Here is a 26,571-nt window from a genome sequence, read left to right as displayed (position 1 = left end):
GTAAGGGGAGGGCCGCTGTCCAAAAGCGCCCTCCGCCAGGATCATGCGCGCGCCTTCACAACCTGCAAAAGCGGCATGAGCGACCCCATATCGGGCCCATGCCGTTGCCCGGTCAGCGCCAGACGCAAGGGCATGAAGAGCCCACGGCCCTTACGACCGGTCGCGGCCTTCACGGCCCCTGTCCAGGCGCCCCAGGTGTCGGCATCAAACGGCCCTTCCGGCAACATCGCCATGGCCTCGGTCACGAAGTCCTTGTCCTCGTCCTCGATCACCGGCTCGGCCCCGTCCCGACACAGCGCCCACCAGGTCGCAATGTCGGCGCGGGTGTCGATGTTCTCGCGGATCACGGACCAAAACGCATCGCGCTGGCCCTCGGGCACGCCAGCCGCGTCCAGATCGGCGGCCACCGCTTCGACCGGCAGCGCTTGCAGGTACCGACTGGTCAGCGGATCAATATCCGCCACATCGAACTTGGTCGGCGTGGTGCCAAAACGGCCCACATCGAACCCCTCGATCAGCGCCTCCATATCCATCCGCAACTCCACAGGGTCCGAGGAGCCCAACCGGGCGAGGAGGCTCAGCACCGCCATCGGTTCCACGCCACCCGCACGCAGATCGCGCAGGGCCAGCGTGCCCAGACGCTTCGACAGCGCCTCACCCTGCGGGCCGGTCAAGAGCGAGTGATGCGCAAAGCGCGGCACGGACCCGCCCAGCGCCTCGATGATCTGGATTTGGGTTGCGGTGTTGGTCACGTGATCCGACCCGCGCACCACATCCGTCACACCCATCTCGGTGTCGTCCACGACGGATGCCAACGTGTAAAGCACCTGACCATCACCCCGGATCAGCACCGGGTCGGACACGCTGGCCGCGTCGATGCTCACATCGCCGATAATCCCGTCGGTCCACTCAATGCGTTCGTGGTCCAGCTTGAACCGCCACACACCCTGCCCGCGCTCGGCGCGCAGCGCCGCTTTCTCATCATCGCTCAAATTCAACGCCGCCCGGTCATATACCGGCGGCTTGCCCATGTTCAGCTGCTTCTTGCGCTTCAGATCCAGCTCGGTCGGTGTCTCGAACGCCTCGTAGAACCGGCCAATCTCGCGCAGCTTGTCAGCGGCTGCCGCATAGCGATCCAGCCGCTCCGACTGGCGCTCGACCCGGTCCCACTGCAGGCCCAACCACTCCATGTCCTGCTTGATGGCGTCGACATATTCTTCCTTCGACCGCTCCGGGTCGGTGTCGTCGATGCGCAGGATGAACGTCCCGCCCGCCTTGCGCGCGATCAGGTAGTTCATCAGCGCCGTGCGCAGGTTGCCGATATGCAGGTAACCGGTGGGCGATGGGGCAAAACGGGTGGTGGTCATGAGCCTCTCCAAAACTTCCGCCTGCCTTGTCACAGGGGCCGTGCCTTGTCCAGTTTCCCAAGCCCGCCCGCACTGCTCTCGCAAAAATGAACACCTGTGTTTGCACAAGTTCACGTGACTGTGTCGCACGCGCGCTATGTAAGGCGTGACTGACAGGAAGGATAACAGCCATGTCCACATCCCCCAAACTCAACCGGCGCACAGCGCTCATGGGCGCAGCCGCCCTCCCGCTGGCCGCAGCAACGGCGACCCAGACCCGGGCCGCCGCCCCCATGCTGGGCGTGTCCCAGGCCCCCTACCGCCGGGTCAAGGTCGGCACGTTTGAGGTCACGACACTGCTCGCAGGCACGCGCGCGGTCGAAGCGCCACAGACAATCTTCGGCCTCAACGTCGACGCCGACACGTTCAACAGCGTCTCGGCAGAGGCCGGCCTGTCCACGGACGCCGCGCAGTTCTTCTTTACCCCCACGCTGGTCAACAACGGCACGGAACTGGTGCTGTTCGACACTGGCCTCTCGGGCGCAGGCACCGTCGCCGCGATCGAGGCGGCAGGCTACACCGCCGATCAGGTGGACAAGGTGATCATCACCCACATGCACGGCGACCATATCGGCGGGCTGTCGGGCGATGACGGCACACCGACCTTCGCCAACGCCTCCTATGTCACCGGCTCTGCCGAGTTCGGCGCCTGGTCAGGCACCGGCAACGAAAACTTCGACGCCAAGGTTGCGCCGCTGGCCGAGCAGTTCACCATGCTCGACGATGGCGGATCGCCCGCCTCCGGCATAACGGCCATGGCAGCGTTTGGCCATACACCCGGCCACATGGTCTACATGGTCGAGGATGGTGGCACGCAGTTGATCATCGGGGCCGACTTCGCCAACCACTATGTCTGGTCGCTCGCCCACCCCGACTGGGAAGTGCGGTTCGACATGGACAAAGAGGCCGCCGCCGCGACGCGCAAGCGCCTTCTGGACATGATGGCGACGGATCGGACCGCGTTCATCGGCTATCACATGCCGTGGCCCGGCATCGGTTATGTCGTCGGAAATGGCGAGGGCGGCTATCGGTACGAGGCGCACAGCTATCAGTTGATGCTGTAACACAGCGGGCGGGGGTCACCCCGCCCCCGTCAGCTTGGATCGCGCCAGCGGTTCACGATGGGATAACGCCGGTCCAGCCAGAACGCGCGCGGGGACAAGCGAGCCCCGGGCGCAGACTGGAATCGCTTGTATTCACTCAGGTAAATCAACCGTTCCACTTTGCGTGCCACATCCGCCTCGAAACCGGCAGCCACGCAATCGGCAATTGACCCGTCCTGATCCACCAGAATATCCAGCAGCGCATCCAGATCGGGATAATCCGGTAGGCTGTCGCTGTCCTTCTGATCCTCGCGCAGCTCGGCACTCGGCGGCTTGGTGATGATCCGATCCGGGATCACCTCACCGGCATTGCCCATCATCCAGTCGCGGTGATTGGCGTTGCGCCAGCGGCAGGTCTCGAACACGCGCGTCTTGTAGAGATCCTTGATCGGGTTGTAGCCGCCCGCCATGTCGCCATAGATCGTAGCGTAACCCACAGCGACCTCGGACTTGTTGCCGGTCGTCAGCAGCATCTCGCCAAACTTGTTGGACAGCGCCATCAGCAAAAGGCCCCGAATCCGGCTCTGGATGTTCTCTTCGGTCAGCCCCTCGTTTGTCCCCGCGAACAAGGGGGCAAGGGTCGACGTCACCGCCGCCCGCGTCTCGGCAATGGGCACATAATCGTAGTGGCAGCCAAGCGCGGTCGCACAAGCCGCGGCATCCTCCAGCGAATGCGGAGAGGTGTATTCCGACGGCAGCATCACGCAGCGCACATTGTCTGGGCCCAGCGCATCAGCAGCAATGGTGGCAACCAGCGCGGAATCGACGCCACCGGACATGCCAAGCAGCACTTTCTTGAACCCCGTCTTGCCGCAATAGTCGCGCAAGGACGTGACCATCACACGGTAATCCTGCTCCCATTCGTCGGGGTGATGCGCCTTCTCCCCCTCAACCACACGCCAGCCCTCCGGCCCGCGCGCCAGATCAACATGGGACACGATCTCATCAAAAACAGGCAATTGCAGCGCCAAGGCCCCGCCGGGGTTCAAGGCAAAGCTGCCCCCGTCAAAGACCTGATCGTCCTGCCCGCCCACCATGTTCAGGTAGATCAGCGGCAGGCCCGTTTCGACCACACGGGCAACCATATGGTTCAACCGCGTCTCGAACTTGCCGCGATAGTAAGGCGAACCGTTGGGCACCAGCAGAAACTCCGCCCCCGTCTCCTGCAAGGTCTCTGACACCTCCGGGTGCCAGGCATCCTCGCAAATCGGGCTGCCAACACGCGTGTTGCCCACGGAATAGGGGCCACCCAAAGGCCCCGCATCAAAGATGCGCACCTCGTCAAAGACGGTCTCATTCGGCAGATTGTGCTTCAGCAACCGGCTCACAATCTTGCCGCCCCGACAGATAAGATAGGCGTTGAACAACTCCGTACCTTCGGTCCACGGACAGCCAATGGCCAGCGTTGGACCATCAGAACACTCTTCTGCCAGTGCCTCCACCGCCTTCATCGCAGCGGTGTGAAAGGCGGGCTTTATCACTAGATCCTGCGCATTGTAGCCGGTGATGAACATCTCCGGCAGCGCCACCAGATCGGCGCCCGCGTCGCGCCCGGCCTCCCAGGTGGCTTTGGCCTTGGCGGCATTGCCGGGAATGTCGCCCACGACAGGGTTCAACTGGCCCAGAGTGATGCGGAATGTGTCAGCCATGCGCGGGCTCCTTCAAAGTCCCGCGTGATGTAGCAGAAAGCACGGCAGGGGAAACCCACCCGCGACAACGCGACGACCCACCCCTTCTTCTGGCCTTATTCTGACTGAAAATACGACGGGGGAGCCCGGCACGGGCGGGGGCAGAGCCCCTCAGACAATGTCGTCGCGACAGCGGCCTTTGGATCACGTCCGCGCCAACCCCATTGCCCCCCGCCGCCCCCTGACTTAACCTTTCGGCGCCTGCCAGGCACAAGGGCGGGCCAACGAATCTGAGAGGTGAGCCATGTCCCTGCGCGGTCTGATCTTCTGTCTATGCCTGTTGCCGGGTGCAGCGCTGGCCCAATCGGGGGCCGTGCTGACCAAGCAATACGACGATGGCGGTGTGTACGAGGGCACGTTCCGTGGTGGCCTGCAGCACGGGCAAGGCACCTACCGGCTGCCCAATGGCTACGAGTATTCCGGTGAATGGGTGGATGGCGAGATAAAGGGCGAAGGCACCGCGCGCTTTCCCAACGGCTCGGTCTATGAAGGCACCTTTTCCAAGGGCAAACCAGAGGGCTTTGGAAAGATCACCTTCGCCGATGGCGGCACTTATGAGGGCGAATGGCAGGCAGGCGCCATCGTGGGCGAGGGCGTCGCGATCTACGCCAACGGCGTCCGCTACGAAGGGCAGTTTCGCAACGCCAAGCATCACGGCAAGGGCACCATGCAATCACCCGGCGGATACGAATACCGCGGCGACTGGATCGACGGCATCAAACAGGGGATGGGTGTCATCACCTATCCCGATGGCTCTGTCTATGACGGACAAATCGAGGCCGGCAAACGCCAAGGCGAGGGCAAGCTGACCACACCCGACGGGCTGGTCTATGTGGGCCTATGGGCAGGTGGCCAGATCGACGGCACCGGCACGCTGACCCAACCCAATGGCGACGTCTACGAAGGCGATCTCGTCTCGGGCAAGCGCGAGGGCAAAGGCCGCGTGACCTACGCCAACGGCGATGTCTATGACGGCCAGTTCACCGACGACCGCCGCCACGGCCAGGGCACTTTCATCGGGAATGACGGCTACCGTTACATCGGCCAATGGGCCGAGGGCCAGATTGAGGGTCAGGGCCGCGTCACCTACCCTGACGGGTCCGTCTACGAGGGCGAATTCGTCGACGACCTGCCCCAAGGCACGGGCAAGATCACCTATACCGACGGTTCTGTCTACGAAGGCGAGTGGATCGCCGGCGTGATCGAGGGCGAGGGCAAGATCACCTACCCCAACGGTATCACCTACGAGGGCAGCTTCCGCAACGCACGCAACCACGGCACCGGTATCATGACTTATGCCGATGGCTATCGCTACGAGGGCGAGTGGGTCGATGGCAAGCGGCAGGGCCAGGGCGTGGCCACCTATCCCGATGGCACCGTCTACACAGGCGAATTCAACGACGGTCAGCGCCACGGCACCGGCAAGATCGTGATGACCTCCGGCTTCACCTATGACGGCGAATGGCAAAACGGCGAGATCAACGGCCAGGGTATCGCCACATATGCCAGCGGCGACATCTACGAAGGCACGTTCCAGAACGGCAAACGCCAGGGCACCGGCACAATGCGCTACGCCACGGGCGAAGAAGCCACCGGCGAATGGGACGGCGGGACGCTAAATGAAGACAGCTAAGGCTGTCGGGGCAGCACTCTGCCTCATAGGCAGCACCGCCCACGCCGAATGGCGCACAGTCGACGGCTTCTCCGACCCATTCAACGGCTTTGACACCCGCGCCGCCGTAACCGAGGCCGAAGACGGCACGCAACTGCACCTCTACAGAAACCCCGTGGGCCGGGTCTATGCCCTGTTCACGCTACCGGAAGACGGCCCCGACTTCGCAGACGAAGGCCCCGTAGCCACCCTCACCCCCCAAGGGTTCGACGCCAAATCCATAGAAGCCCGCTCCGAACCGGGCCGCATCGTCGAATATGGCGCGACCCAGGGGCGCACCCTGCGCGACCGGCTCTGGCATGGGGAGGGCACCGCCCCCGCCTTTGGCACGTTGCACGACCTGATCGAGGCACCCGCGCTCACGGCCACCTTTACCCTCTCCGACGGCTCTACCCACAGCACGACGTGGTCGATGGACGGCGCAGGCACGCCCATCGCCCACGCGCTTGGCATCACTATCGAAGGGGCCGCGGCAGGCCAGGAATGGGAAGACGCCGCCGCCCAAGCGCTGTTGGCCGCGATGACAACCTGCCAGTTTCCCAAACTCGATGTGGCTTGCGTGCAAAAGGTCACCGCGTGCTCAGACAAGATCAGCACCGACCGCGATATCGACAGCTTCGACGCCTGCATCGCCAAAGACACAGACTGAACGGACAGCCCTATGGCGGACAAAGACGGCGCCTTCGACACACATGTCGCCAGCACCTACGATGAACGACACGGCGCGACGTCACCAGACGCCCTGAACGCCACAGTGGACACATTGGCCGCCCTCGCAGAAGGCGGAGCGATCCTGGAATTCGCAATCGGCACCGGCAGGATCGCCCTGCCATTGGCAGCGCGCGGCATCCCGGTCTCAGGGATCGAACTGTCGGCAGCCATGGTAGACCACATGCGTGCCAAACTCGGCGGCGCGAACATCCCCGTGGTCATCGGCGACATGACGAACGCGCAGGTCCCCGGCCCCTTTGCCCTCGTGGCACTGGTCTTCAACACCATCGACAATCTGACAACACAGGACGCGCAGGTGGCCTGCTTTGAAAACGCAGCCGCCCATCTGCAACCCGGCGGGCGCTTCGTGGTCGAAACCCTGATCCCACCGCTGCAGGACCTTCCGTTCGGCGAATGCAAACGCGCCTTTGCGGCCGATGACGACCACTTCGGCATGGATGTGTTCGACGTTGCGCAGCAAACATACAGCTCGCGCCACGTCTGGATGACAAAGACGGGCACCGACACGCTAACGGTCCAGTTCCGCTATGCGTGGCCTGCCGAAATGGACCTGATGGCACGGATTGCCGGGCTCACGCTTGAACATCGGTGGTCCGATTGGTCCAGATCACCGTTCACCCGAACCAGCCGCAGCCATATCTCCGTATGGCAGAAACCGGCATAGAGCTTACACCAGCTCACCAGCCGACATCCGCTCCAAGAAAGCCTCGGCCTCTTTCAGCACAGTCTCGCGCCGATCCTCATCCATCCGGTCCCAAGTCCGGTACATGTTGCCCATCCGCGCGTTGTTCGAAAACCGGTCTCGATGCCGGTCCAGGAAGTGCCAGTAGAGCAGGTTGAACGGGCACGCCCCCTCGCCCGTCTTGACGCTCACCTTGTAGTGGCACCCTTTGCAGTAATCCGACATGCGATTGATGTAAGCGCCGGACGACACATAGGGCTTGGACGCAATCACGCCCCCATCGGCGAACAGCGACATGCCTACGACATTCGGGGCCTCCACCCATTCAAACGCATCGGCATAGACAGCCAGATACCATTCCGATACCTCTGCCGGGTCCAGGCCCGCGAGCAGCGCAAAATTCCCCGTCACCATCAGCCGCTGGATGTGGTGGGCATAGGCTTCGGCCTCCGTCTGCTCGACGGCTTTCGAGATACAGCGCATCCGCGTCTCACCACCCCAGTAGAACTCCGGCAGTTTCCGCTGGTGGTTCAACGCATTGCGGCGCGGATAGTCGGGCCCATGCAGGAAATAGATGCCCCGCACATATTCCCGCCAACCGATGATCTGGCGGATGAACCCCTCGGCCGCGTTGATGGGGGCGTCGCCATCCTTCCACGCCTGCTCCACCGCCTGACAGACCTCCAGCGGGTTCAAGAGGCCGATGTTGATATAGAGGCCAACCACCGCGTGATAGAGAAACCGGTTTTCCGCCAGCATCGCATCCTGAAAGTCGCCGAACTTCGGCAGTGCGTGCTTTACGAAATGGCTGAGCGCCCGCCGCGCCTGTTCCTGATCGGTGGCAAACCAGAACGGGCGCAACTCGCCAAAGTGATTGCCAAACCGCCGCTCCACCAGATCGAGCACCGCCTCGACCGTCTCATCCGGCGTGAACTGCATCGGCCCGCCGAAATCCACATCATCCGGCGCAGGCTTGCGGTTGTCGTGGTCATAGTTCCACTTGTCGCCCGCAGGCTGATCGCCCTCCATCATAAGGCCCGTCTTGCGGCGCATATCGCGATAGAAATACTCCATCCGCAACGCCTTGCGCCCCTCGGCCCAGTCCTCGAACTCCTTGTGAGACGCGATGAACCGGTCATCCTCCAACAGCGTGACCGTCAGCGGGCAGTCCTCAAGGGCCGCAATCAACCGATACTCCCCGGGCCGCGTCGCGATCACCTCCGACGCTCCCCGCTGCTCCGCCCGGCGCAGCAACTCAGCAACAATCGACTGACTATTCTCCGTATCATCCAACTCGGAATAATCGACGGTCCACCCCTCATCGCGCAGCCGCGCCGCAAACCTGCGCATAGCCGCCAAGATCAGCGCAATCTTCTTGGGGTGGTGGGGCACATAAGACCCCTCTTCGGCCACCTCGGCCATCACAACGACATCGCGCGACTTGTCAGCCTCCCGCAAAGCCGCCACGCTGTCCGACAATTGATCCCCTAAAACCAAAATCAACCGGCTCACCACGGCACCTCCGCCCCTGAATAGTCAAAGAACTTGCCGGTCTCGTCCGGCCCCAACCCGTCCATCACAGCAATCAACTCCGCCGCCGCCTGCGCCGGTGGCACCGACGGATGCCGCCCCAGATACTTCTGGGTAAACGCCGTCGCCACAGTCCCCGGATGCAACGCCACCACAGCAGCCCGCTTATGCGTCCGCGCCAATTCAATCGACGCTGTCCGCACCACCTGGTTCACCGCAGCCTTCGCAGCGCGGTAGGACACCCACCCGCCAATCCGGTTGTCCCCAATCGACCCAACACGCGCCGAGAGCACGGCAAACACCCCCGGCGCCTCCCGATCCAGCAACCGATGCGCGTGGGACAAAACCAAAGCAGGCCCGACAGCATTCAACGCAAATTGATCCAGCATCGCGCCCGGGTCCAACCCCTTCAAAGTCTTCTCCGGCGCCGCCCCATCAATCTCCAACGCCCCCGTCGCCACAACGACCCGGTCATAAGGCCCACGCCCCGCCAAATGCCTCTCAACCGATGCAACATCCGTCACATCAAACCCATCGACAGACCGCGACAGCCGATCAACCTCAGCCCCCCGCGCTTCAAAGAAAGCAACCAACGCGGATCCAATCCCGCCAGACGCACCAAGTATCAAAACCTTCTCCATGGACGCAGGAGCTAGCAGTCAAACCCGATCCATCAACTTCATTTCGCCAAATAAACCGCCCCCGGAGGGCCGATCCGCCTCAGGAATTCCCCACTTCCCATTTCAAACGCAGCGCGTATAACTATGCCTATGACACACGCCACGCATATCCCGACTGCACGCCGCACCGGCGCGCCCCTGCGTGGCCTCCTGCTCCTAATTCGCCTCTGAGCGTGCCCAACGGCGCGACCGCTCAGAGGATGCCTTTCGCGCCAAGGCTTTAGGACAGAAAAAGAGACACCAAATGACCCAAGACAAAGTTGTCATCTTCGACACGACCCTCCGCGACGGCGAACAATCCCCCGGCGCCACCATGACCCACGCCGAAAAGCTGGAGATCGCGAACCTGCTCGACGACATGGGCGTCGACATCATCGAGGCGGGCTTTCCCATCGCGTCCGAGGGCGACTTCAACGCCGTCTCCGAAATCGCGAAACAGACCCAAAACGCGGTGATCTGCGGCCTCGCCCGCGCGCAAATCCCCGACATCGACCGCTGCTGGGAGGCGGTCAAACACGCCAAACGCCCCCGCATCCACACCTTCATCGGCACCTCGCCCCTGCACCGCGCAATCCCGAACCTGACCCAGGACGAAATGGCCGAGCGGATCGAACAGACGGTCAGCCACGCCCGCAACCTTTGCGACAACGTGCAATGGTCGCCCATGGACGCCACGCGCACGGAACTCGATTACCTCTACCGCGTGGTTGAAATCGCCATCAAAGCGGGCGCCACGACGATCAACATCCCCGACACGGTCGGCTACACCGCGCCGCGCGAAAGCGCCGACCTGATCCGCAAACTGATCGAAAACGTGCCCGGCGCAGGGGACATCACCTTCGCCACCCACTGCCATAACGACCTTGGCATGGCGACGGCCAACTCCCTCGCGGCCGTCGAAGCAGGCGCGCGCCAGATTGAATGCACGATCAACGGCCTCGGCGAACGCGCGGGCAACACGGCACTGGAAGAGGTCGTGATGGCGCTGAAGGTCCGCAACGACATCATGCCATTCCAGACCGGCATCGATTCGACCAAGATCATGAACATCTCGCGCCGCGTGGCCGCTGTCTCCGGCTTCCCTGTCCAATTCAACAAGGCCATCGTCGGCAAAAACGCCTTCGCCCACGAATCCGGCATCCATCAGGACGGCATGCTGAAAAACGCCGAAACGTTCGAGATCATGCGCCCCGAAGACGTGGGCCTGTCGGAAACAAACCTCGTCATGGGCAAGCATTCGGGCCGCGCCGCCCTGCGCGACAAGCTCGAACAGTTGGGGTTCGAAGTGGGCGACAACCAACTCAAGGACGTCTTTGTCCGGTTCAAGGCACTGGCCGACCGCAAAAAAGAGATCTTCGACGACGACCTGATCGCGCTCATGCGCACCTCGTCCGACCCCGAAGACGAACGGCTGAAAATCGAAAAGCTCGCCGTCCGCTGCGGCACGGAAGGCCCGCAAGTGGCTGATCTGGTGATGGAAATCGACGGCGAACGGCATATGACCACCCAAACGGGTGACGGCCCAGTCGATGCCACCTTCAACGCAGTCAAGGCGCTTTTCCCGCACGAGGCCCGCCTGCAACTTTACCAGGTCCACGCCGTGACCGAAGGCACGGATGCACAAGCCACCGTATCGGTACGTATGGAGGAAGCAGGCCGCATCGTCACCGGCCAATCCGCCGATACGGACACTGTCGTCGCCAGCGCCAAGGCATATGTCCACGCCCTCAATCGCCTGCTTGTGCGACGCGAAAAGGCGGGTACCGACAGGCGCGAGGTCAGCTACAAAGACGTCAGCTGACCCGACAGGGTGGGCCCCTTCGCCCACCCGACACACCACGCGAAATATACAAAGGCACACCAATCGAACCAAAGTCGCAACAGCGTCTCGCTGCAGCGTAGCGCCTGTGGAAAAACGCCGTGCGCATTGGCCTAACCCATTGCAATTTGATTCAAATTTTATTGACTCAACCGGGTTCGTAACCCAAGGTTGAGGGATTATAGCCAAATTTATTGAGGTTTCGTAATGCCCATTATGCGCATCCGTACCGTAACCGCTGTTGTTCTCACCGCTTGCACATTTGCGAGCATCGCCACCCTGTCCGAAGCCCAAAATGCCCCGACGGGATCGTGCGTGGTACCCGGAGGCTGGTGCTGGCCCCTGACTCCGGCGCCCTCAGGGGCGCGGTGCGAGTGCCGCACCCAAACCGGAACACTGACAGGCTTCATTCAATAGCGGGCTTCACGCGCGGGTCGGGCCCGCAATTTGTCATGGAAAGGGCCACATTATGGACCAGGACCAAAGACTTTCGACACTTGTGTTCAAGGCGTCAAACCTGCGCGACTACCTGATGCACGTGCAGGGCGCCAACAGTGCGCCACTGGCACAGGCGCTGCGGCCGTTTGACCGCACAGACGAATACGCCACCATCAGCGACAAAGACGTTCTGGCCCTACGCAACGCCTTTGAGCAGGCCTATGACGAGCTGTGCCTGCGCATCGACACCTACACCATTGGCGAGGTGCTGGTCGGACAATCCCCCGTAGAACGTGGCACCCCGATCATGAGCAGCCTGCTTTTGTGCTTTGCCGGGCTGTTGCTGGTCGCCGCGGTGTTCAACTTCACGTACTGGGCGAACCGGGCCACCGTCGCGGTGGCCGAAGCGCAGGAGTTTCTGGCCTTCGACCACGCTTCTGAAATCGCGCGCCTGATCGAGATGAAGATCTATTTCGACACCGTCGTCGCCGACAATGACAGCAACAACCTCGAACCACAGTTGATGTATCTCGAAGGCATCTCAACCCTGCAACAGCACTACTCTCGCGAGGCGGAACTGGTGTCGCGGATGCATGTGCTGTGGGAAGAGGCACGCGCCTACCGTGCGCCGGGCGAATACGTAAACCGCTGGGTCTGCGAGAAAACCGCTGACCGGGCCTTTATGCGGACGGTGGTCAGCGCGGTGTTTGTCTGCCCCGCAGTTACCGAAAACGCGGTTGAGGCACAACTTTCACCTCAGCCCGCCCTGTCAGGCGGCGAAGGTGACGACGATGTCCTTGTGGACGCCGAAAAGGCGGCAAGCGTATTTGATCAACGCTTCATGATGGTCAAATCGGCCCAGTTCGACACGATGAGAACCGCCAACCGCAGCGCGGTCAGCTTCTATCAGGACACGCTTGATGCGGTGAACGTGCGGATCAAGGATCTGCGCGACGGGCTCAACACCATCCACCTTTGGGCCCTGCCGATCTTCTACGGTATGCTTGGTTCAGTCGTTTATTGCATGTGGCGCGTGCTGAACCCGAGCGTCGCGGCGCTTGGGTTTTTCTATTCGTTCATGCGCACGATCTTTGCCGGTCTGGCCGCCATGACGCTGTCCATGCTTCTGGTCCCCTCCAACATCCTGACGGCAGGCGTGGAGTTGAACCGACCGCTGATTTACCTGCTCAGCTTCGTTTTTGGCTATTCGGTCGAAGTGTTCATCAACACGCTGAACATGTTCAACACCTATTTCCTCGCCAACTTGACGACACGCGGGCGCAAGGACGCGAAATAGCGTCAGGCAAAGCACGTGTCGTCACCCCACGTCCACGCCGCCTGATCGGCGCAATGGCGCCTGATCCTGAATGAATCCGGCCTTTAACCCGGCACGTCCGATCCCTATAAGACCACGGATTCCATGCACCCCCGAGTCGGGGTGCCAATACGTGTTCGGGGTGGGCAGCGGATGTCAGTGTTCGGAAATCTGGGTGGGCTGTTTTCGTCAGACATGGCGATCGACCTCGGCACCGCCAATACGCTTGTGTACGTCAAAGGGCGCGGCGTGATCCTGTCGGAACCGTCGGTCGTGGCCTACCACGTTAAGGACGGGGTCAAGAAGGTGCTGGCCGTGGGCGAGGATGCCAAGCTGATGCTCGGCCGCACCCCCGGCTCAATTGAGGCCATCCGCCCCATGCGCGAGGGCGTCATTGCCGACTTCGACACCGCCGAAGAGATGATCAAACACTTCATCCGCAAGGTCCACAAACGCTCGACCTTTTCCAAGCCCAAGATCATCGTCTGCGTCCCTCACGGCGCGACCCCCGTTGAAAAACGCGCGATCCGCCAGTCGGTGCTGTCCGCAGGCGCACGCCGCGCAGGCCTGATTGCCGAACCCATTGCCGCCGCCATTGGCGCCGGCATGCCCATCACCGACCCAACCGGCAACATGGTCGTGGACATCGGCGGCGGGACGACCGAAGTGGCGGTTCTGTCACTGGGCGACATCGTCTACGCCCGATCTGTCCGCGTCGGGGGCGACCGCATGGACGAGGCGATCATCAGCTATCTGCGCCGCCAGCAAAACCTGCTCGTCGGCGAAACCACCGCCGAACGGATCAAGACATCCATCGGCACAGCGCGGATGCCCGACGATGGGCGCGGGACGTCGATGCAGATCCGCGGCCGCGACCTGCTGAACGGCGTGCCGAAAGAGATTGAGGTGACGCAAGCGCAAATCGCCGAAGCGCTGGCCGAACCCGTCCAGCAAATCTGCGAAGCGGTGATGACCGCGCTTGAGACCACACCGCCCGATCTGGCGGCAGACATCGTGGACCGTGGCGTGATGCTCACGGGCGGCGGCGCTCTGCTGGGTGATCTGGATCTGGCGCTGCGCGAACAGACGGGCCTTGCCGTGTCCATCGCTGACGAAAGCTTGAACTGTGTGGCCCTTGGCACCGGCAAGGCGCTGGAATACGAAAAACAACTGCGTCACGCCATCGATTACGACAGTTAACGCATGTTAACTTTTGCTCAAACTTAAGTCTCTGATAAGATTGAGCAAAAGTGATGTGTCCCCGCGGGGACAAAAAATTGGCCGCTTGCCAGCCTTTGGCAAATGTCGGACCATCCATTAAACGGACCAAAACTTGAGGTGACATCGCCTTGGCAAGGGACCGCGGACAGGTAGATTACGGTGGCCCGCTGCGGCGGCTCGTTCTGGCTGTGCTGCTGCTGGCGCTGGCGGGCACCTTCCTGCTCTGGCGCATCGACAGCCCCCGCGTCGAACGATTCAGGGCGCAGGTGACCGACCGCATCGTGCCCAACATGGACTGGGCCATGGCGCCCGTCACGGGCACCATCAACCTTTTCCGCGATTTCCAGAGCTACCGCCGCATCGCCGAACAGAACACCGAGCTGCGGCGTGAGCTGCGCCAGATGCAGGCGTGGAAAGAAGCGGCGCTTCAGCTTGAACAGGAAAACGCGCGGCTCCTCGATCTCAACAACGTCCGGCTCGACCCGCGCCTGACCTACATCACCGGCGTGGTGCTGGCCGACAGCGGCTCGCCCTTCCGCCAGTCGGTCCTCCTGAATGTCGGCGCGCGCGACGGCATTGTCGAAGGGTGGGCCACCATGGACGGCATCGGCCTCGTGGGCCGTATTTCGGGCGTGGCCCAGAACACGGCGCGGGTGATCATGGTCACCGACGCCTCCAGCCGCGTGCCTGCGATCATCCAGCCGTCGGGCCAGCGCGCGATCGTGGCGGGCGACAACTCGGCGGCCCCGCCCATCGACTTTCTGGAAAACCCCGACCTCGTGCGCCCTGGTGACCGGGTGATCAGTTCCGGCGATGGCGGCGTGTTCCCCGCGGGGCTGCTTATTGGCCAGGTCGCTGCCGACCCCGGCGGACGGCTCAGGGTGCGGTTGGCGGCGGACTACGAACGGCTCGAATTCCTGCGCGTGCTGCGTCACTACGGCACCGAACCCGTGACCGACGACAGCACCATCCTTGCGCCCGGCGGTGCGGCCCTTCTGCTAGGGACGGAGGCCTCGGAATGAGCGACGTCGCCCCCGCCACACGCCTCTGGACCATGCGCATCGCCTTTTCTGCGCTGGTCCTGATGATCCTGTTTGTGCACCTGCTGCCGCTGCAAACGGCGACCGGCGGGCTGATCTGGCCCGATTTCCTGCTGCTGTTCGCGCTCGCCTGGTCCGTGCGCCGCCCCGATTACGTGCCTGCCGCCCTTCTGGCCGGACTGTTTCTGATGGCGGATCTGCTGCTGCAACGCCCCCCCGGCCTTTGGGCCCTGCTGGCGCTGATCGCCTGCGAGCAGATGAAGGGGCGGTCGCGGTCCCTGCGTGACGCCAGCCTCGCTGCCGAGATGATGTCGGCGGCGCTGTGGATCGTGGGGATCGGCCTCGCCTATCGCATCATCCTTGCCGTGCTGTTGATTGACGTGCCGCCGTTTGGGCCTGCCCTAATCCAGATCCTTGTCACTGCGATCACCTATCCACTCGTCGTAGCCATCACCCACGCGCTGATGGGCGTGCGCAAATCGACACCGGGCGATATCGACGGTAAGGGAGTGCGCTCATGAAACGGCCCCGCATCGACATTGAGGCGAACCACCGCCTGCTCACCCGCCGCGCCGCGATCCTGGGCGGAGTTCAACTGGCTTTTGTCGGCGCGCTTGGGGCACGCATGCAGTTCCTGCAGGTCGATCAGGCCGACCAGTTCCGCCTGCTGGCCGAGGAAAACAGGATCAATATCCGCCTGATCCCGCCCGCGCGGGGCGAGATTTTCGACCGCAACGGCGTGGCGCTTGCCCGCAACGTGCCCAGCTACCGCATCGTGATCGTTAGGGAAGATGCAGGCGATGTCGAGGCCGCGGTTGAAGCGCTCAGCCAGCTTGTGACCCTTGATCCGGACGAGGTCACGCGCGCGATGGCCGAGATGCGCCGCTCCGCCCCGTTCCTGCCGATCACTGTCGCGGACGAGGTCAGCTGGGACGACCTGAGCCGGGTGTCGGTAAACGCCCCCGCATTGCCCGGCGTGACGCCAGAGGTGGGGCTAAGCCGCGTCTACCCACTTGGGTCGGACTACGCGCACGTGCTGGGCTATGTCGGCCCGGTCAGCGACTACGACCTCGAACGGATCGAAGACCCCGACCAGGTTCTGCGCATCCCCCGTTTCCAGATCGGCAAGGTCGGCGTCGAGGCCAAGATCGAGGAGAACCTGCGCGGCAAGGCCGGAGCCCGCCGGGTCGAGGTGAACGCCGCGGGACGTGTCATGCGCGAGCTGGACCGGCGCGAGGGAACGCCCGGCTCTGACTTGCAGCTCACCATCGACAGCAAGCTGCAAAGCTATGTTCAAGCCCGGTTGAACGGCGAAAGCGCCAGCGCAATCGTGATGGATGTCGAAAACGGCGATCTCTTGTCCATCGCGTCAGCGCCGACTTACGACCCCAACCTGTTCGTGCGCGGCATTTCCACGCGTGATTACAAAATGTTGACGGACAACAAGTACCGTCCGCTGGCCTCAAAATCGGTACAGGGCACGTACCCGCCAGGCTCGACCTTTAAGATGATTACGGCGATGGCCGCGCTCGAAGAAGGACTGATCGGGCCGGACGAGACTGTCTACTGCCCCGGCCACATGGAAGTGGCCGGTCGCCGCTTTCACTGCTGGAAACGCGCGGGCCACGGATGGGTCGACCTGCAGAACTCGCTCAAGCAATCCTGCGACGTCTACTACTATGATCTGGCCGTGAAGGTCGGGATCGAAAAGATCAGCGCCATGGCCCGCCGCTTTGGCCTTGGCGAACGGCACGACATTCCGATGTCTGCCGTCGCGCAGGGGCTGATGCCAACCATGGACTGGAAAAGCCGCGTGCACGGTCAAAGCTGGGTGGTGGGTGACACGGTCAACGCCTCAATCGGGCAAGGGTTCTTGCTGTCCTCGCCCCTGCAACTGGCGGTGATGACGGCGCGGCTGGCCTCCGGCACGGCGGTGAAGCCCCGTCTGATCAAGACCATCGACGGGATCGAACAACCCTCCGGCGCGGGGCCGAGCCTGGGCATGAATGAAAACAACCTGCGCAAGATGCGACGGGCCATGTACGCCACCGTCAATGACCGGCGCGGCACGGCCTATGGCAGCCGGATCATCGAAGATGCCGTGCGCATGGCGGGCAAGACAGGCACCAGCCAGGTCCGCAACATCACCGCCGCCGAACGACGCGCCGGGGTGGTCCGAAACGAAGACCTGCCGTGGGAGCGTCGTGACCATGCGCTGTTCGTGAACTTCGCGCCCTATGACGACCCCAAAATCGCGGTGGCCGTCATCGTCGAACATGGCGGCGGCGGGTCCAAGGCGGCTGCTCCTATTGCCCGCGACGTGACCTTGCAGGCGCTTTACGGTGGCGAGCCGCCGCTTGAAGCCTACCCGACCAAGGACCGCGACCGGATCGAGCAGCAGCAGCAGGTTCTGCGCGGCATCCAGCCTGTCGCCAATTTCGCGGGGCGTGATCAGGCATGAGTTATCTTGAGTACACGGTCAAACATGTCCCGTCGGGGCCGCGCAAGATCCTGTATCTGAACTGGCCGCTTGCCTTGCTGCTGGCCGCTGTCGCCTGCGTCGGCTTCCTGATGCTCTATTCCGTGGCCGGCGGGTCGTTCAGCCCCTGGGCCGAGCCGCAGATGAAGCGGTTTGTCATGGGCTTTGTCCTGATGCTGATCGTCGCCATGGTGCCGATCTGGTTCTGGCGCAACATGGCGGGCGTTGCCTTTGCCGGGACACTGTTGTTGCTGCTGGGCGTGGAATTCTTTGGCTCTGTCGGCAAGGGCGCGCAGCGGTGGATCGACCTTGGGTTCATGCGGCTTCAGCCGTCAGAGCTGGCAAAGATCACGTTGGTAATGATCCTGGCCGCCTACTACGACTGGCTGCCCAGTCACAAAAAATCGCGCCCGTTCTGGGTGCTGATCCCGGTTGTACTGATCCTTGTGCCGGTGGCGATGGTGCTGCGGCAGCCAGATCTTGGCACCTCGATCCTGCTGCTCGCGGCGGGGGGTGGCATGATGTTTCTGGCGGGTGTGCACTGGGCCTATTTCGCGGCGGTGATTGGCGCCGGCGTGGGTTTAATCACAGCCGTGTTCCAGTTCCGTGGGACCGAGTGGCAGCTTCTGAAGGACTATCAGTATCGGCGGATCGACACCTTTCTTGATCCGGCCTCTGACCCGCTGGGAGCGGGCTATCACATCACGCAATCGAAGATCGCGCTTGGGTCTGGCGGCTGGACGGGGCGCGGCTTCATGCAGGGCACGCAGTCGCGGCTGAACTTCCTGCCCGAAAAGCACACCGACTTCATCTTTACCACGCTGGCCGAGGAGTTCGGGTTCATCGGGGCGTTTTCGCTGCTCACGCTTTACGCCCTGATCATCGTATTTTGCGTGGTGTCGGCGTTGGCGAACAAGGATCGGTTTGCTTCCCTTCTGACGCTGGGCATCGCGCTCAACTTCTTCCTGTTCTTTGCGGTGAACATGTCGATGGTGATGGGCCTCGCCCCGGTCGTGGGCGTGCCGCTGCCGCTGGTGAGCTTTGGCGGGTCGGCCATGCTGGTGCTGATGCTGGCCTTTGGCCTGGCGCAAAGCGCGCATGTGCACAGGCCGCGGCAGGGGTATTGATGTCACATCTGGCCCCGTATGAGGCGCGCACGGTTCTGACCCTGCCAGCGGTACAGCGGGACGGCTGGCACCTGAAGCGATACGCCATATTGGCCGATGGCCGCGAACTGTCCGATGCGGTCACGGATGCCGCCACTGCCGAGGCGTTTCGCCGGTTGCCACCGCCCGGATCGTTTGAGGATGGGACAGGAAATCACGGGGTAGGGTTTCAGATCATCCACTTCGCCGAGACAGCTGTCGTCTCGCCCGTGTTCTACTGGCACTGGGGCAGCGTGCTGGCGCATATCCACCAGATGCGCGCCAGTTGGGATACGCCGACCGCTTTTGGCGACGGCAGGGCAGAGATCGTTGGCTGCGTGTGGGAGATGAACATCGTCATCCATGAAACGCAGGCATGGACCGATACTGTTCTGAGTGACGGCGGCACACCGGCCGAACGACTTGCCCGCTACATGGACAGCCACGCCTGACGCCTTTCATCGCTGATCCGTGTCGGCGCCATCACACTCTGTTGTTTCCCATTTGATACCTGTGTCGCTACACCTTGGGCAGACACTGACCGGAGGTGCCTTATGGCCTTGTTTCACCTTGCCTTTAACGTGACTGATCTGGACGCGACGCGGGCGTTTTACAGTGGCCTTCTGGGCTGTGCCGAAGGGCGCAGCACCGACACCTGGGTGGACTTCGATTTCTTTGGACATCAGCTCAGCTGCCATCTGGGCAAACCGTTCAACAGCGCGCCCACGGGTAAGGTAGGGGATCATGACGTTCCCATGCCGCATTTTGGGGTCGTTTTGCCAATGGCCGACTGGCGGACACTGGCGGATCGGCTGGTGGCCGAGGGGTTGGAGTTTGTACTGGACCCGCAGATCCGGTTCGAGGGGGAACCAGGCGAGCAGTCGACCATGTTCTTCATGGATCCGTCGGGCAACCCGATCGAGATCAAGGGGATGACTGACCTCGGCGGGGCGTTCGACACATGACCGTGAATGTCCTGTTTGCCCTGGCCGAAGAACGCTGGAGAGACTACGAAGCGCCGTTGCGCAAGGAGATCGCCGCCATTGGGGTCGAAGCGCATATCGCGACCGACATTCCCGCCGACCAAGTCGATTACCTCGTCTATTCCCCGAATTCGGAGGTGCAGGATTTCACGCCGTTCACGCGCGCCAAGGCGGTGCTGAACCTGTGGGCCGGGGTGGAGGCCGTCGTGGGCAATCCGACCCTGCACCTGCCGCTCTGCCGCATGGTGGATCCGGCGCTGACCCAAGGGATGGTCGAGTGGGTGACTGGGCATATCCTGCGCCTGCATCTGGGCATGGATGCGCATATCAATGCCCCTGCGGGGACGTGGGCGCCGGGGGCGCCGCCCCTGTCCTTTGACACGCACGTGACGGTGCTGGGGCTGGGCGAGTTGGGTGCCGCCTGTGCCACGGCGCTGGCCGGGCTTGGGTTTCAGGTGACGGGGTGGAGCCGGTCGCAAAAGGACATTGCGGGCATCACCTGCCTGTCGGGGGATGCTGGGCTGGATGAGGCTTTGGCCGTCGCCGATTACTGCGTGCTGCTGTTGCCCAAGACCCCCGCCACCGAAAACACGCTGAACGCGCGCACGCTGGCGCTGATGCCCAAGGGCGCGCGCATCCTGAACCCCGGACGCGGGCCGTTGATTGATGATGCTGCGCTGCTGGCGGCGCTAGATGCGGGCCATATCGACCACGCGACGCTGGACGTGTTCCGCATCGAGCCGCTGCCCGAGGATGACCCGTATTGGACCCATCCGCGGGTGACCGTGACACCGCACATAGCGTCCGAGACGCGCCCGGCTTATTCCAGCAAGACCATCGCCGAGAATATCCGGCGTGGGGAGGCAGGTGAGCCGTTCCTGCATCTGGTGGACCGGACGGCAGGCTACTGACCCGCTGGCGGATTGCTGCGGATAAAATGGTGCAATCTGTTCGTCTTGGGATAAGGCGCTTACCGTCGCGCCATGGATATCTTTGGCGATGCCCTTCGCGACAGACAGGCTGGGCTCACGGGTCGCATGCTGACCATCAGGCGCGACGACGGGCATGTCGACCGGCACGATCCGGCGCTTTACTTCATGCCGGAGCCGTTTGCCCATGAAGTCGCGCTGCTGAACATGGTCGAGGGGCCGGTTCTGGATGTCGGGTGCGGCGCGGGTCGGACGCTTCTTTGGCTGGCCGGACAAAGCGTGGCAGCAACGGGCATCGACCTGTCACCCGGCGCGGTCGACGTGTGCCGCGACCGTGGCTGCGAGGATGTGATGCTGGCTGACGCGATGACCGATGATCTGACCCGTCAGGGCGGTCCGTTCAGAACCATTGTCGTCTTCGGCAACAATATCGGGATCGGCGGTACCTATGAAGGGGCGGAGACGTTGTTGCGCCACCTTGCCCATGCAGCCGCGCCGGGCGCACGGCTTTTGGTGACAGGGCTGGACGTTGCCAAGACGGATCAGGAACACCACCTCGCCTATCATCGGCGTAACCTCGATAAGGGGCGCCCGCGCGGCGAGATCCGGATGCGGTTTGAGTATGAAGGGGCCGTCGGCGACTGGGTGCCGTGGTACCACCCGGAACCGAACGAGCTGGCCAAACTCGCAAACGCTGCCGGATGGCGTATCAAGTCCGTCGGCCCATCTGACGGGCCGTTCTATGCCGGTGTCTTCGAAAAGGCAGGCTAGGCCGCCAACCCCCGCCCCTTGAGCAGCGCCTCAACCCCCGGCAACCGCCCCCGGAACGCTTTGTAAAGCTCTGCGGCGTCCTCGGATCCGCCGGTGCTGAGGATATGCTGTTCCAACGCGGCTGCTTTTTCGGGATCGAAGGGACCGTCGGCCTCTTCAAACGCGGCGAAGGCGTCAGCGTCCATCACTTCCGACCACATGTAGCTGTAATAGCCGGAGGAGTAGCCATCCCCGGCGAACACATGCGCGAAATGCGGTGTTGCGTGGCGCATGCTGATGGCGTGGGGCATTTCCAGCCGCTCAAGCACCTCGGCCTGTTTCTGCATCGGATCGGCTGGGGCCGGGCCGTCGTGGAACTCCAGATCGACGAGTGCGGAGGCCACATACTCGACCGTTTGGAAGCCCATGTTGTAGGTTGCTGCGGCGAGCACGTTGTCGAGCAGCGCCTGCGGCATCGCCTCGCCCGTCTCGGCATGAGTGGCAAATTCGTGCAGCACCTGCGGCACCTCCAGCCAGTGTTCGTAAAGCTGGCTGGGCAGTTCGACAAAATCGCGGGCGACGGAGGTGCCGCTGATCGACTCGTAGGTCACGTTGGAGAGCATCTGGTGCAGGGCGTGGCCGAATTCGTGAAACAGCGTGCGTGCGTCGTCGTAGGACAGAAGCGCCGGATCGCCCTTTGCGAAGTTGCAGACATTGATGACGATGGGTGTCTGCGCTTCGGGGAACTTGGCCTGACTGCGCATAGCAGAACACCAGGCACCCGACCGTTTGGACCCACGTGCGAAGTAGTCGCCGATGAAAACCGCCACATGCTTGCCACCCCGCGTGACCTCCCACGCGCGGCAATCGGAGTGGTAGAGCGGGACGTCCAGCGGTGTAAACTCAAGGCCGAATAGGCGCGTGGCGCAATCAAAGGATGCCTCGATCATCCGGTCGAGTTGGAAATACGGCTTTACCTCGGCCTCATCCAGATCGTGCAATTCCTTGCGCCGCCGTTCGGCGTAGAACCACCAGTCCCAGGGTTCGAGTGGGCCGTCGATGCCATCGGCCTTGAGCATCTGTTCGAGCACCCAGGCGTCGGCGTTGGCCTGACCCTTGGCCGGTTCCCACACGGACATGAGCAGATCACGCACGGCCTGCGGCGTCTTGGCCATCTCGGTTTCCAGCTTGAAGTTGGCGAAGTTCTTGTAGCCAAGCAGCTTGGCGCGTTCTTCGCGCAGCTTGAGGATTTCGGCGGCGATTTCGCGGTTGTCGGTCGCCCCGCCGTTGGCCCCGCGCGCGGTCCACGCACGGTAGGTTTTTTCGCGCAGATCGCGGCGGGTGGAAAATTGCAGGAAGGGCACGATGATCGACCGTGACAGGGTGACAACGGGGCCGCCCGCCTCTTTCTCTTCGCCTGCGGCGCGGACGGCGTCGACGACAAAGGGGGGTAGACCGGCCATGTCGCCCTCGTCCAGCGTCATGTACCAATCGCGTTCATCCGCCAGCAGGTTCTGGGTGAAGGCCGTGCCAAGCTCGGCAAGCCTGCCCTTGATCTCTTTCATCCGTGCGTCGTCTGCGCCGTCCAATGCAGCCCCCGCGCGGACATAGTTGCGGTGGGTCAGCATCAGGACGCGCTGTTGTTCGTCGGTCAAATCGAGTGCGTCCCGCGCGTCCCACACGGCGGCGATGCGGGCAAAGAGCGCCTTGTTACTGGAAATCTCGGCGAAGTGCGCGGCGAGTTTTGGCGAGAAGTCGCGCTGCAGTTCCTCGCGCTTGGGACTGCTGTCAGCGCCTGCGACGCTGAAAAATGTGCCGAGGACCTTGTCCAGATCCTCGCCCGATGCTTCGAGCGCCTCGATGGTGTTGGCGAAGGTGGGGGCATCATCGCTGTCGGCGATGGCGGCGATCTCGGCCTTGTGATTTTCAAGCGCGACCTCGAGCGCGGGGGCGAAATCATCGTCGGAAATGGCGTCAAAGGGGGCGATCTGGAACGGCGTGTCCCACTGGCTGAGCAGCACGTTGGTCATGGGCAGGTCTCCTTTGATCATAAATGTAGGGCGGAGGTCAGCCTGCCACCACCTGCTTGCCGCAGGTTTCGCAGTCGGGGCGGCGGGCAAGCGTGATCTTCCGACTTTCACCGTAGAGTGCATCGTAAATCACCATCTCGCCGCGCAGGGGCGTGCCCGCGCCGCTGAGCAGTTTGACCGCCTCGACCGCCATCATCGACCCCACAACGCCCGGCAGCGGGCCGATCACACCCGCCTCGGCGCAGTTGGGGGCAAGCTCGGGCGCGGGCGCTTCGGGGAAGATGCAACGGTAACAAGGTGCGTTCTGGGCCGGATCGAAGACGCTGACTTGCCCTTCCCATTGTGTAAGGGCACCCGAGATCAGCGGAATGCCCGCGCGCACGGCCGCCGCATTGACCCGGTAGCGCGTGTCGAAATTGTCGGTGCCGTCGATGATCAGATCGTATTCGACCACCAGATCATCGACGATGTCATCGGTCAGGCGGCGGTGGTAGGGGCGCACGGTGACAAAGGGGTTCTGCGCCTCCATTGCCGCTTTGGCGGAAAACACTTTGGGCATGCCGATGCGGTCGTCGGTGTGGATGGTCTGGCGTTGCAGGTTGGCGTTTTCGACCCGATCATCGTCGATCACCCCGATGGTGCCGACCCCGGCGGCGGCCAGATATTGCAGCACCGGTGCGCCAAGGCCGCCCGCGCCCACCACCAGCACCTTGCCGTCCTTGAGCCGCTTTTGTCCGACACCGCCAACCTCGCGCAGCACGATGTGGCGGGCGTAGCGGTTAAGTTCCGTGTCGGAGAATGGCCCCTCTTGTATCACGGGCGCAGTCTTGGCCTCTTCCTCCTGCGCGCGGCCGCGCAGCTTGCGCAGCACCGTCCGGTAGCCGAGCGCGATGAGGGCGAAGCCGCCGAGGATCAGCCATAGCGCGGGGCTCTCCCCCGTGGCCATGCGCAGGGCGTTACCCTCGGGCAAGGCGACCTGGATCGCCAGCACAACGACGTACAACAGCCCGATCATGAGCCAGCGCGCCGAATGCGGTGTTTTCATCATTGCGCCAATGCCCCAGAGCACGCCCGCCAGCAGAAACACCAAAAGCATCAGCCGCGCCCCGTCGATCCGAACCCGCCCGCGCCGCGGTCGGTGTCATCGAGTGTGTCAACCACGGCGAATGCCGCCTGCACCACGGGCGCCAACACCATCTGCGCGATGCGCATGCCGTGGGTGATTTCGAACGGTTCGGTGGAGGTGTTGAGCACGATCACCCCGACCTCGCCCCGGTAGTCGCTGTCGATGGTGCCGGGGCTGTTGACCAGCGCAATACCATGCTTCAGCGCGAGGCCGGAGCGGGGGCGGACCTGCACTTCGAACCCCTGCGGGATCGCCATGGCCAGACCCGTGGGGATCAGCGCGCGTTCAGAGGGGGCGAGGGTCGCGCCCTCACGGTCCGGGAAATTGGCACGCAGGTCTGCACCCGCAGCACCTGCGGTTTCATAGGCAGGCAAGGCAATCTCCGGGTCCGATCCCGCGACACGCATGATTTTCAGGGGCACACTGTTCATCTTCACTTGGCCAAATAAACTCAAATCCCACCGTGACCAGACGCGATCAGGTCAGCGCATCCGCGATCCGCTGCGCCAGACGCGCCGCCACCTCGTCCTTCGACATGCGTGGCCACGTCTCGGCGCCCGCTTCGGAAATCAGGATGACGGCGTTCTCCGATCCGCCCATGATGCCGGTTTCGGGCGATACGTCATTGGCGACGATCCAGTCGCAGCCCTTGCGCGCACGCTTGGCGGTGGCGTGCGCCTGGACGTCATCGGTTTCGGCCGCAAAGCCGACGACAAGGCCAGGGCGGCCCTCGGTCATCTGCGCCACAGCGGCAAGGATGTCGGGGTTCTCTGCGAACTCCAGCACCGGCAGGCCGTCCTTCGACTTTTTGAGCTTGCGATTGCTGGCCGTCGCCATGCGCCAGTCGGCAACAGCAGCGGCAAAAACAGCCGCATCAGCGGGCAACGCTGCATGCACCGCGTCGTGCATCTGCTGGGCCGTTTCAACAGCCACGACATCTGCCCCGGCGGGGGGCGCGACGTCAGCAGGACCAGTGACAAAGGTCACGCGCGCACCCGCCGCGATGAGGGCGCGGGCCAGGGCCGTGCCCTGCGCGCCCGAAGAGCGGTTGGCGATGTAGCGCACGGGATCAATCGGTTCATGGGTTGGGCCAGAGGTGACAAGGATATGCTTACCGGTCAGCGGCTTGGGGCCGAAATGCGCCTCGACCGCTGCTACAATCTCTAACGGCTCCGACACGCGGCCCGGTCCGAACTCGCCGCAGGCCATGTCGCCGTCATTCGGGCCGACGACTGCAACGCCGTCGCTTGCAATCTGTGCCAGATTGCGTTGCGTGGCCGGATGGTCCCACATGCGTACATTCATCGCTGGCGCGGTCATTACCGGCGTGTCCGTGGCCAGCAGCAGGGTGGAGGCCAGATCATCCGCCCGCCCCTGCGCCATCTTGGCGATGATGTCGGCCGTCGCGGGGGCCACGAGGATCAGATCCGCGGAACGGGAGAGCTGGATATGCCCCATCTCTGCTTCGTCCGTCAGATCGAAGAGGTCACGGTAAACCTTTTCCCCGGCCAGTGCGGACACCGAAAGCGGCGTTACGAACTGCTCTGCTGCGCGGGTCAAAACCGGCGTCACTGCCGCCCCGCGTTCGCGCAGCCGCCGGATCAGGTCGAGCCCCTTGTAGGCCGCGATCCCGCCCGTCAGGATCAGCAGAATTCGTTTGTCTTGCAGCATGTTGGCGCGTCCGGCTGGCTGTGGTCAGAGCGACAATAGGCGGACGCGGCACCGAGAACCAGCCCTTGAGCCATGAGGGGGCCAGCCCCCTCGGCCTTGCGGCCTCTCCCCCGGGATTTTTTGAAACAGGGA

General features: G+C 63.1%; 23 protein-coding genes. 15 read left to right on the top strand and 8 right to left on the bottom strand.

The genetic code is table 11. The annotated features are described in order from the left end of the window. Nucleotides 1-41 precede the first annotated feature (41 nt). A complete protein-coding gene (gltX, locus tag FD715_RS06890; protein ID WP_147107192.1) occupies nucleotides 42-1,367 on the bottom strand; it encodes a glutamate--tRNA ligase in 1,326 nt (441 codons plus the stop codon). Between the two features lie 170 nt (nucleotides 1,368-1,537). Between gltX and FD715_RS06885 the strand changes: the two genes are divergently transcribed. After that, the gene (locus FD715_RS06885) at nucleotides 1,538-2,470 is read left to right on the top strand and encodes an MBL fold metallo-hydrolase (RefSeq protein ID WP_147107189.1); all 933 of its coding nucleotides are present in this window, start codon (nucleotides 1,538-1,540) and stop codon (nucleotides 2,468-2,470) included. Between the two features lie 29 nt (nucleotides 2,471-2,499). Here FD715_RS06885 and FD715_RS06880 read toward each other — a convergent pair whose 3' ends face one another. Beyond that, nucleotides 2,500-4,158 (bottom strand): NAD+ synthase, encoded by a 1,659-nt coding sequence (locus tag FD715_RS06880; protein ID WP_147107185.1) that lies wholly within the window; start codon nucleotides 4,156-4,158, stop codon nucleotides 2,500-2,502. A gap of 283 nt (nucleotides 4,159-4,441) precedes the next feature. Between FD715_RS06880 and FD715_RS06875 the strand changes: the two genes are divergently transcribed. Genes FD715_RS06875 through FD715_RS06865 form a run of 3 tightly spaced genes read left to right on the top strand, consistent with a single transcriptional unit; the run spans nucleotide 4,442 to nucleotide 7,265 of the window. Continuing rightward, complete coding sequence (locus FD715_RS06875) at nucleotides 4,442-5,830, top strand: MORN repeat-containing protein (RefSeq protein WP_147107183.1); 1,389 nt, start codon at nucleotides 4,442-4,444, stop codon at nucleotides 5,828-5,830. Next, entirely contained in the window at nucleotides 5,817-6,518 is a 702-nt protein-coding gene (locus FD715_RS06870; protein ID WP_147107180.1) for a hypothetical protein, read from the top strand. Before FD715_RS06875 ends, FD715_RS06870 begins: the two co-directional genes overlap by 14 nt. Before the next feature lie 12 nt (nucleotides 6,519-6,530). Continuing rightward, nucleotides 6,531-7,265, top strand: a complete 735-nt coding sequence (locus FD715_RS06865; protein WP_147107177.1) for a class I SAM-dependent methyltransferase — start codon at nucleotides 6,531-6,533, stop codon at nucleotides 7,263-7,265. A gap of 3 nt (nucleotides 7,266-7,268) precedes the next feature. Here the strand turns inward: FD715_RS06865 and FD715_RS06860 are convergent, their stop codons facing one another. Further along, nucleotides 7,269-8,795, bottom strand: a complete 1,527-nt coding sequence (locus tag FD715_RS06860; RefSeq protein ID WP_189799430.1) for a cryptochrome/photolyase family protein — start codon at nucleotides 8,793-8,795, stop codon at nucleotides 7,269-7,271. Then, nucleotides 8,792-9,454 carry an SDR family NAD(P)-dependent oxidoreductase gene (locus FD715_RS06855; protein ID WP_147107171.1) on the bottom strand — a complete coding sequence of 221 codons (663 nt, stop codon included), beginning with the start codon at nucleotides 9,452-9,454 and terminating at the stop codon, nucleotides 8,792-8,794. Before FD715_RS06855 ends, FD715_RS06860 begins: the two co-directional genes overlap by 4 nt. A 283-nt stretch (nucleotides 9,455-9,737) precedes the next feature. Here FD715_RS06855 and FD715_RS06850 point away from each other — a divergent pair, with 283 nt between their 5' ends. From FD715_RS06850 to FD715_RS06800, 11 genes are all read left to right on the top strand, one after another. After that, complete coding sequence (locus tag FD715_RS06850) at nucleotides 9,738-11,294, top strand: 2-isopropylmalate synthase (protein WP_147107168.1); 1,557 nt, start codon at nucleotides 9,738-9,740, stop codon at nucleotides 11,292-11,294. A gap of 487 nt (nucleotides 11,295-11,781) precedes the next feature. Then, nucleotides 11,782-13,047, top strand: coding sequence for a hypothetical protein (locus FD715_RS06845; protein ID WP_147107165.1), 1,266 nt, complete (start codon nucleotides 11,782-11,784; stop codon nucleotides 13,045-13,047). 171 nt (nucleotides 13,048-13,218) lie between these two features. Beyond that, nucleotides 13,219-14,265, top strand: coding sequence for a rod shape-determining protein (locus FD715_RS06840; protein WP_076629964.1), 1,047 nt, complete (start codon nucleotides 13,219-13,221; stop codon nucleotides 14,263-14,265). A 149-nt stretch (nucleotides 14,266-14,414) separates the two neighbouring features. Then, nucleotides 14,415-15,308: a rod shape-determining protein MreC gene (gene mreC / locus FD715_RS06835; RefSeq protein ID WP_147107162.1), complete on the top strand. Its 894-nt coding sequence runs from the start codon at nucleotides 14,415-14,417 to the stop codon at nucleotides 15,306-15,308. Next, nucleotides 15,305-15,847, top strand: coding sequence for a rod shape-determining protein MreD (locus FD715_RS06830; protein ID WP_147107159.1), 543 nt, complete (start codon nucleotides 15,305-15,307; stop codon nucleotides 15,845-15,847). Before mreC ends, FD715_RS06830 begins: the two co-directional genes overlap by 4 nt. Further along, nucleotides 15,844-17,787, top strand: a complete 1,944-nt coding sequence (mrdA, locus tag FD715_RS06825; protein WP_147107156.1) for a penicillin-binding protein 2 — start codon at nucleotides 15,844-15,846, stop codon at nucleotides 17,785-17,787. Before FD715_RS06830 ends, mrdA begins: the two co-directional genes overlap by 4 nt. Then, the gene (rodA, locus tag FD715_RS06820) at nucleotides 17,784-18,932 is read left to right on the top strand and encodes a rod shape-determining protein RodA (protein WP_147107154.1); all 1,149 of its coding nucleotides are present in this window, start codon (nucleotides 17,784-17,786) and stop codon (nucleotides 18,930-18,932) included. The genes mrdA and rodA overlap by 4 nt, the downstream gene beginning before the upstream one ends. Then, nucleotides 18,932-19,402 (top strand): hypothetical protein, encoded by a 471-nt coding sequence (locus tag FD715_RS06815; protein WP_147107151.1) that lies wholly within the window; start codon nucleotides 18,932-18,934, stop codon nucleotides 19,400-19,402. Before rodA ends, FD715_RS06815 begins: the two co-directional genes overlap by 1 nt. A 102-nt stretch (nucleotides 19,403-19,504) precedes the next feature. Beyond that, nucleotides 19,505-19,915: a VOC family protein gene (locus tag FD715_RS06810; protein ID WP_147107148.1), complete on the top strand. Its 411-nt coding sequence runs from the start codon at nucleotides 19,505-19,507 to the stop codon at nucleotides 19,913-19,915. Continuing rightward, the gene (locus FD715_RS06805) at nucleotides 19,912-20,844 is read left to right on the top strand and encodes a glyoxylate/hydroxypyruvate reductase A (protein ID WP_147107145.1); all 933 of its coding nucleotides are present in this window, start codon (nucleotides 19,912-19,914) and stop codon (nucleotides 20,842-20,844) included. Before FD715_RS06810 ends, FD715_RS06805 begins: the two co-directional genes overlap by 4 nt. Before the next feature lie 72 nt (nucleotides 20,845-20,916). Beyond that, complete coding sequence (locus FD715_RS06800; RefSeq protein WP_147107142.1) at nucleotides 20,917-21,633, top strand: class I SAM-dependent methyltransferase; 717 nt, start codon at nucleotides 20,917-20,919, stop codon at nucleotides 21,631-21,633. Here FD715_RS06800 and FD715_RS06795 read toward each other — a convergent pair. From FD715_RS06795 to coaBC, 4 genes are read right to left on the bottom strand one after another with little or no spacing between them, the layout of a single operon-like run. Then, on the bottom strand, nucleotides 21,630-23,642 hold the full coding sequence (locus FD715_RS06795; protein ID WP_147107139.1) for a M3 family metallopeptidase: 2,013 nt from the start codon (nucleotides 23,640-23,642) through the stop codon (nucleotides 21,630-21,632). The two genes, FD715_RS06800 and FD715_RS06795, sit on opposite strands and share 4 nt — an antisense overlap. A 37-nt stretch (nucleotides 23,643-23,679) precedes the next feature. After that, nucleotides 23,680-24,738, bottom strand: a complete 1,059-nt coding sequence (locus tag FD715_RS06790; RefSeq protein ID WP_147107135.1) for a molybdopterin-synthase adenylyltransferase MoeB — start codon at nucleotides 24,736-24,738, stop codon at nucleotides 23,680-23,682. Next, the gene (gene dut / locus FD715_RS06785) at nucleotides 24,738-25,199 is read right to left on the bottom strand and encodes a dUTP diphosphatase (RefSeq protein ID WP_147107133.1); all 462 of its coding nucleotides are present in this window, start codon (nucleotides 25,197-25,199) and stop codon (nucleotides 24,738-24,740) included. Before dut ends, FD715_RS06790 begins: the two co-directional genes overlap by 1 nt. 46 nt (nucleotides 25,200-25,245) lie before the next feature. Continuing rightward, a complete protein-coding gene (coaBC, locus tag FD715_RS06780; RefSeq protein ID WP_147107130.1) occupies nucleotides 25,246-26,439 on the bottom strand; it encodes a bifunctional phosphopantothenoylcysteine decarboxylase/phosphopantothenate--cysteine ligase CoaBC in 1,194 nt (397 codons plus the stop codon). Between the last annotated feature and the right edge of the window lie 132 nt (nucleotides 26,440-26,571).

Source organism: Tateyamaria sp. syn59 (assembly GCF_007995245.1).
GTDB lineage: Bacteria > Pseudomonadota > Alphaproteobacteria > Rhodobacterales > Rhodobacteraceae > Tateyamaria.
Note: the sequence above shows the minus strand (reverse complement) of the source record. Positions and strands in the feature narration are given on the sequence as shown.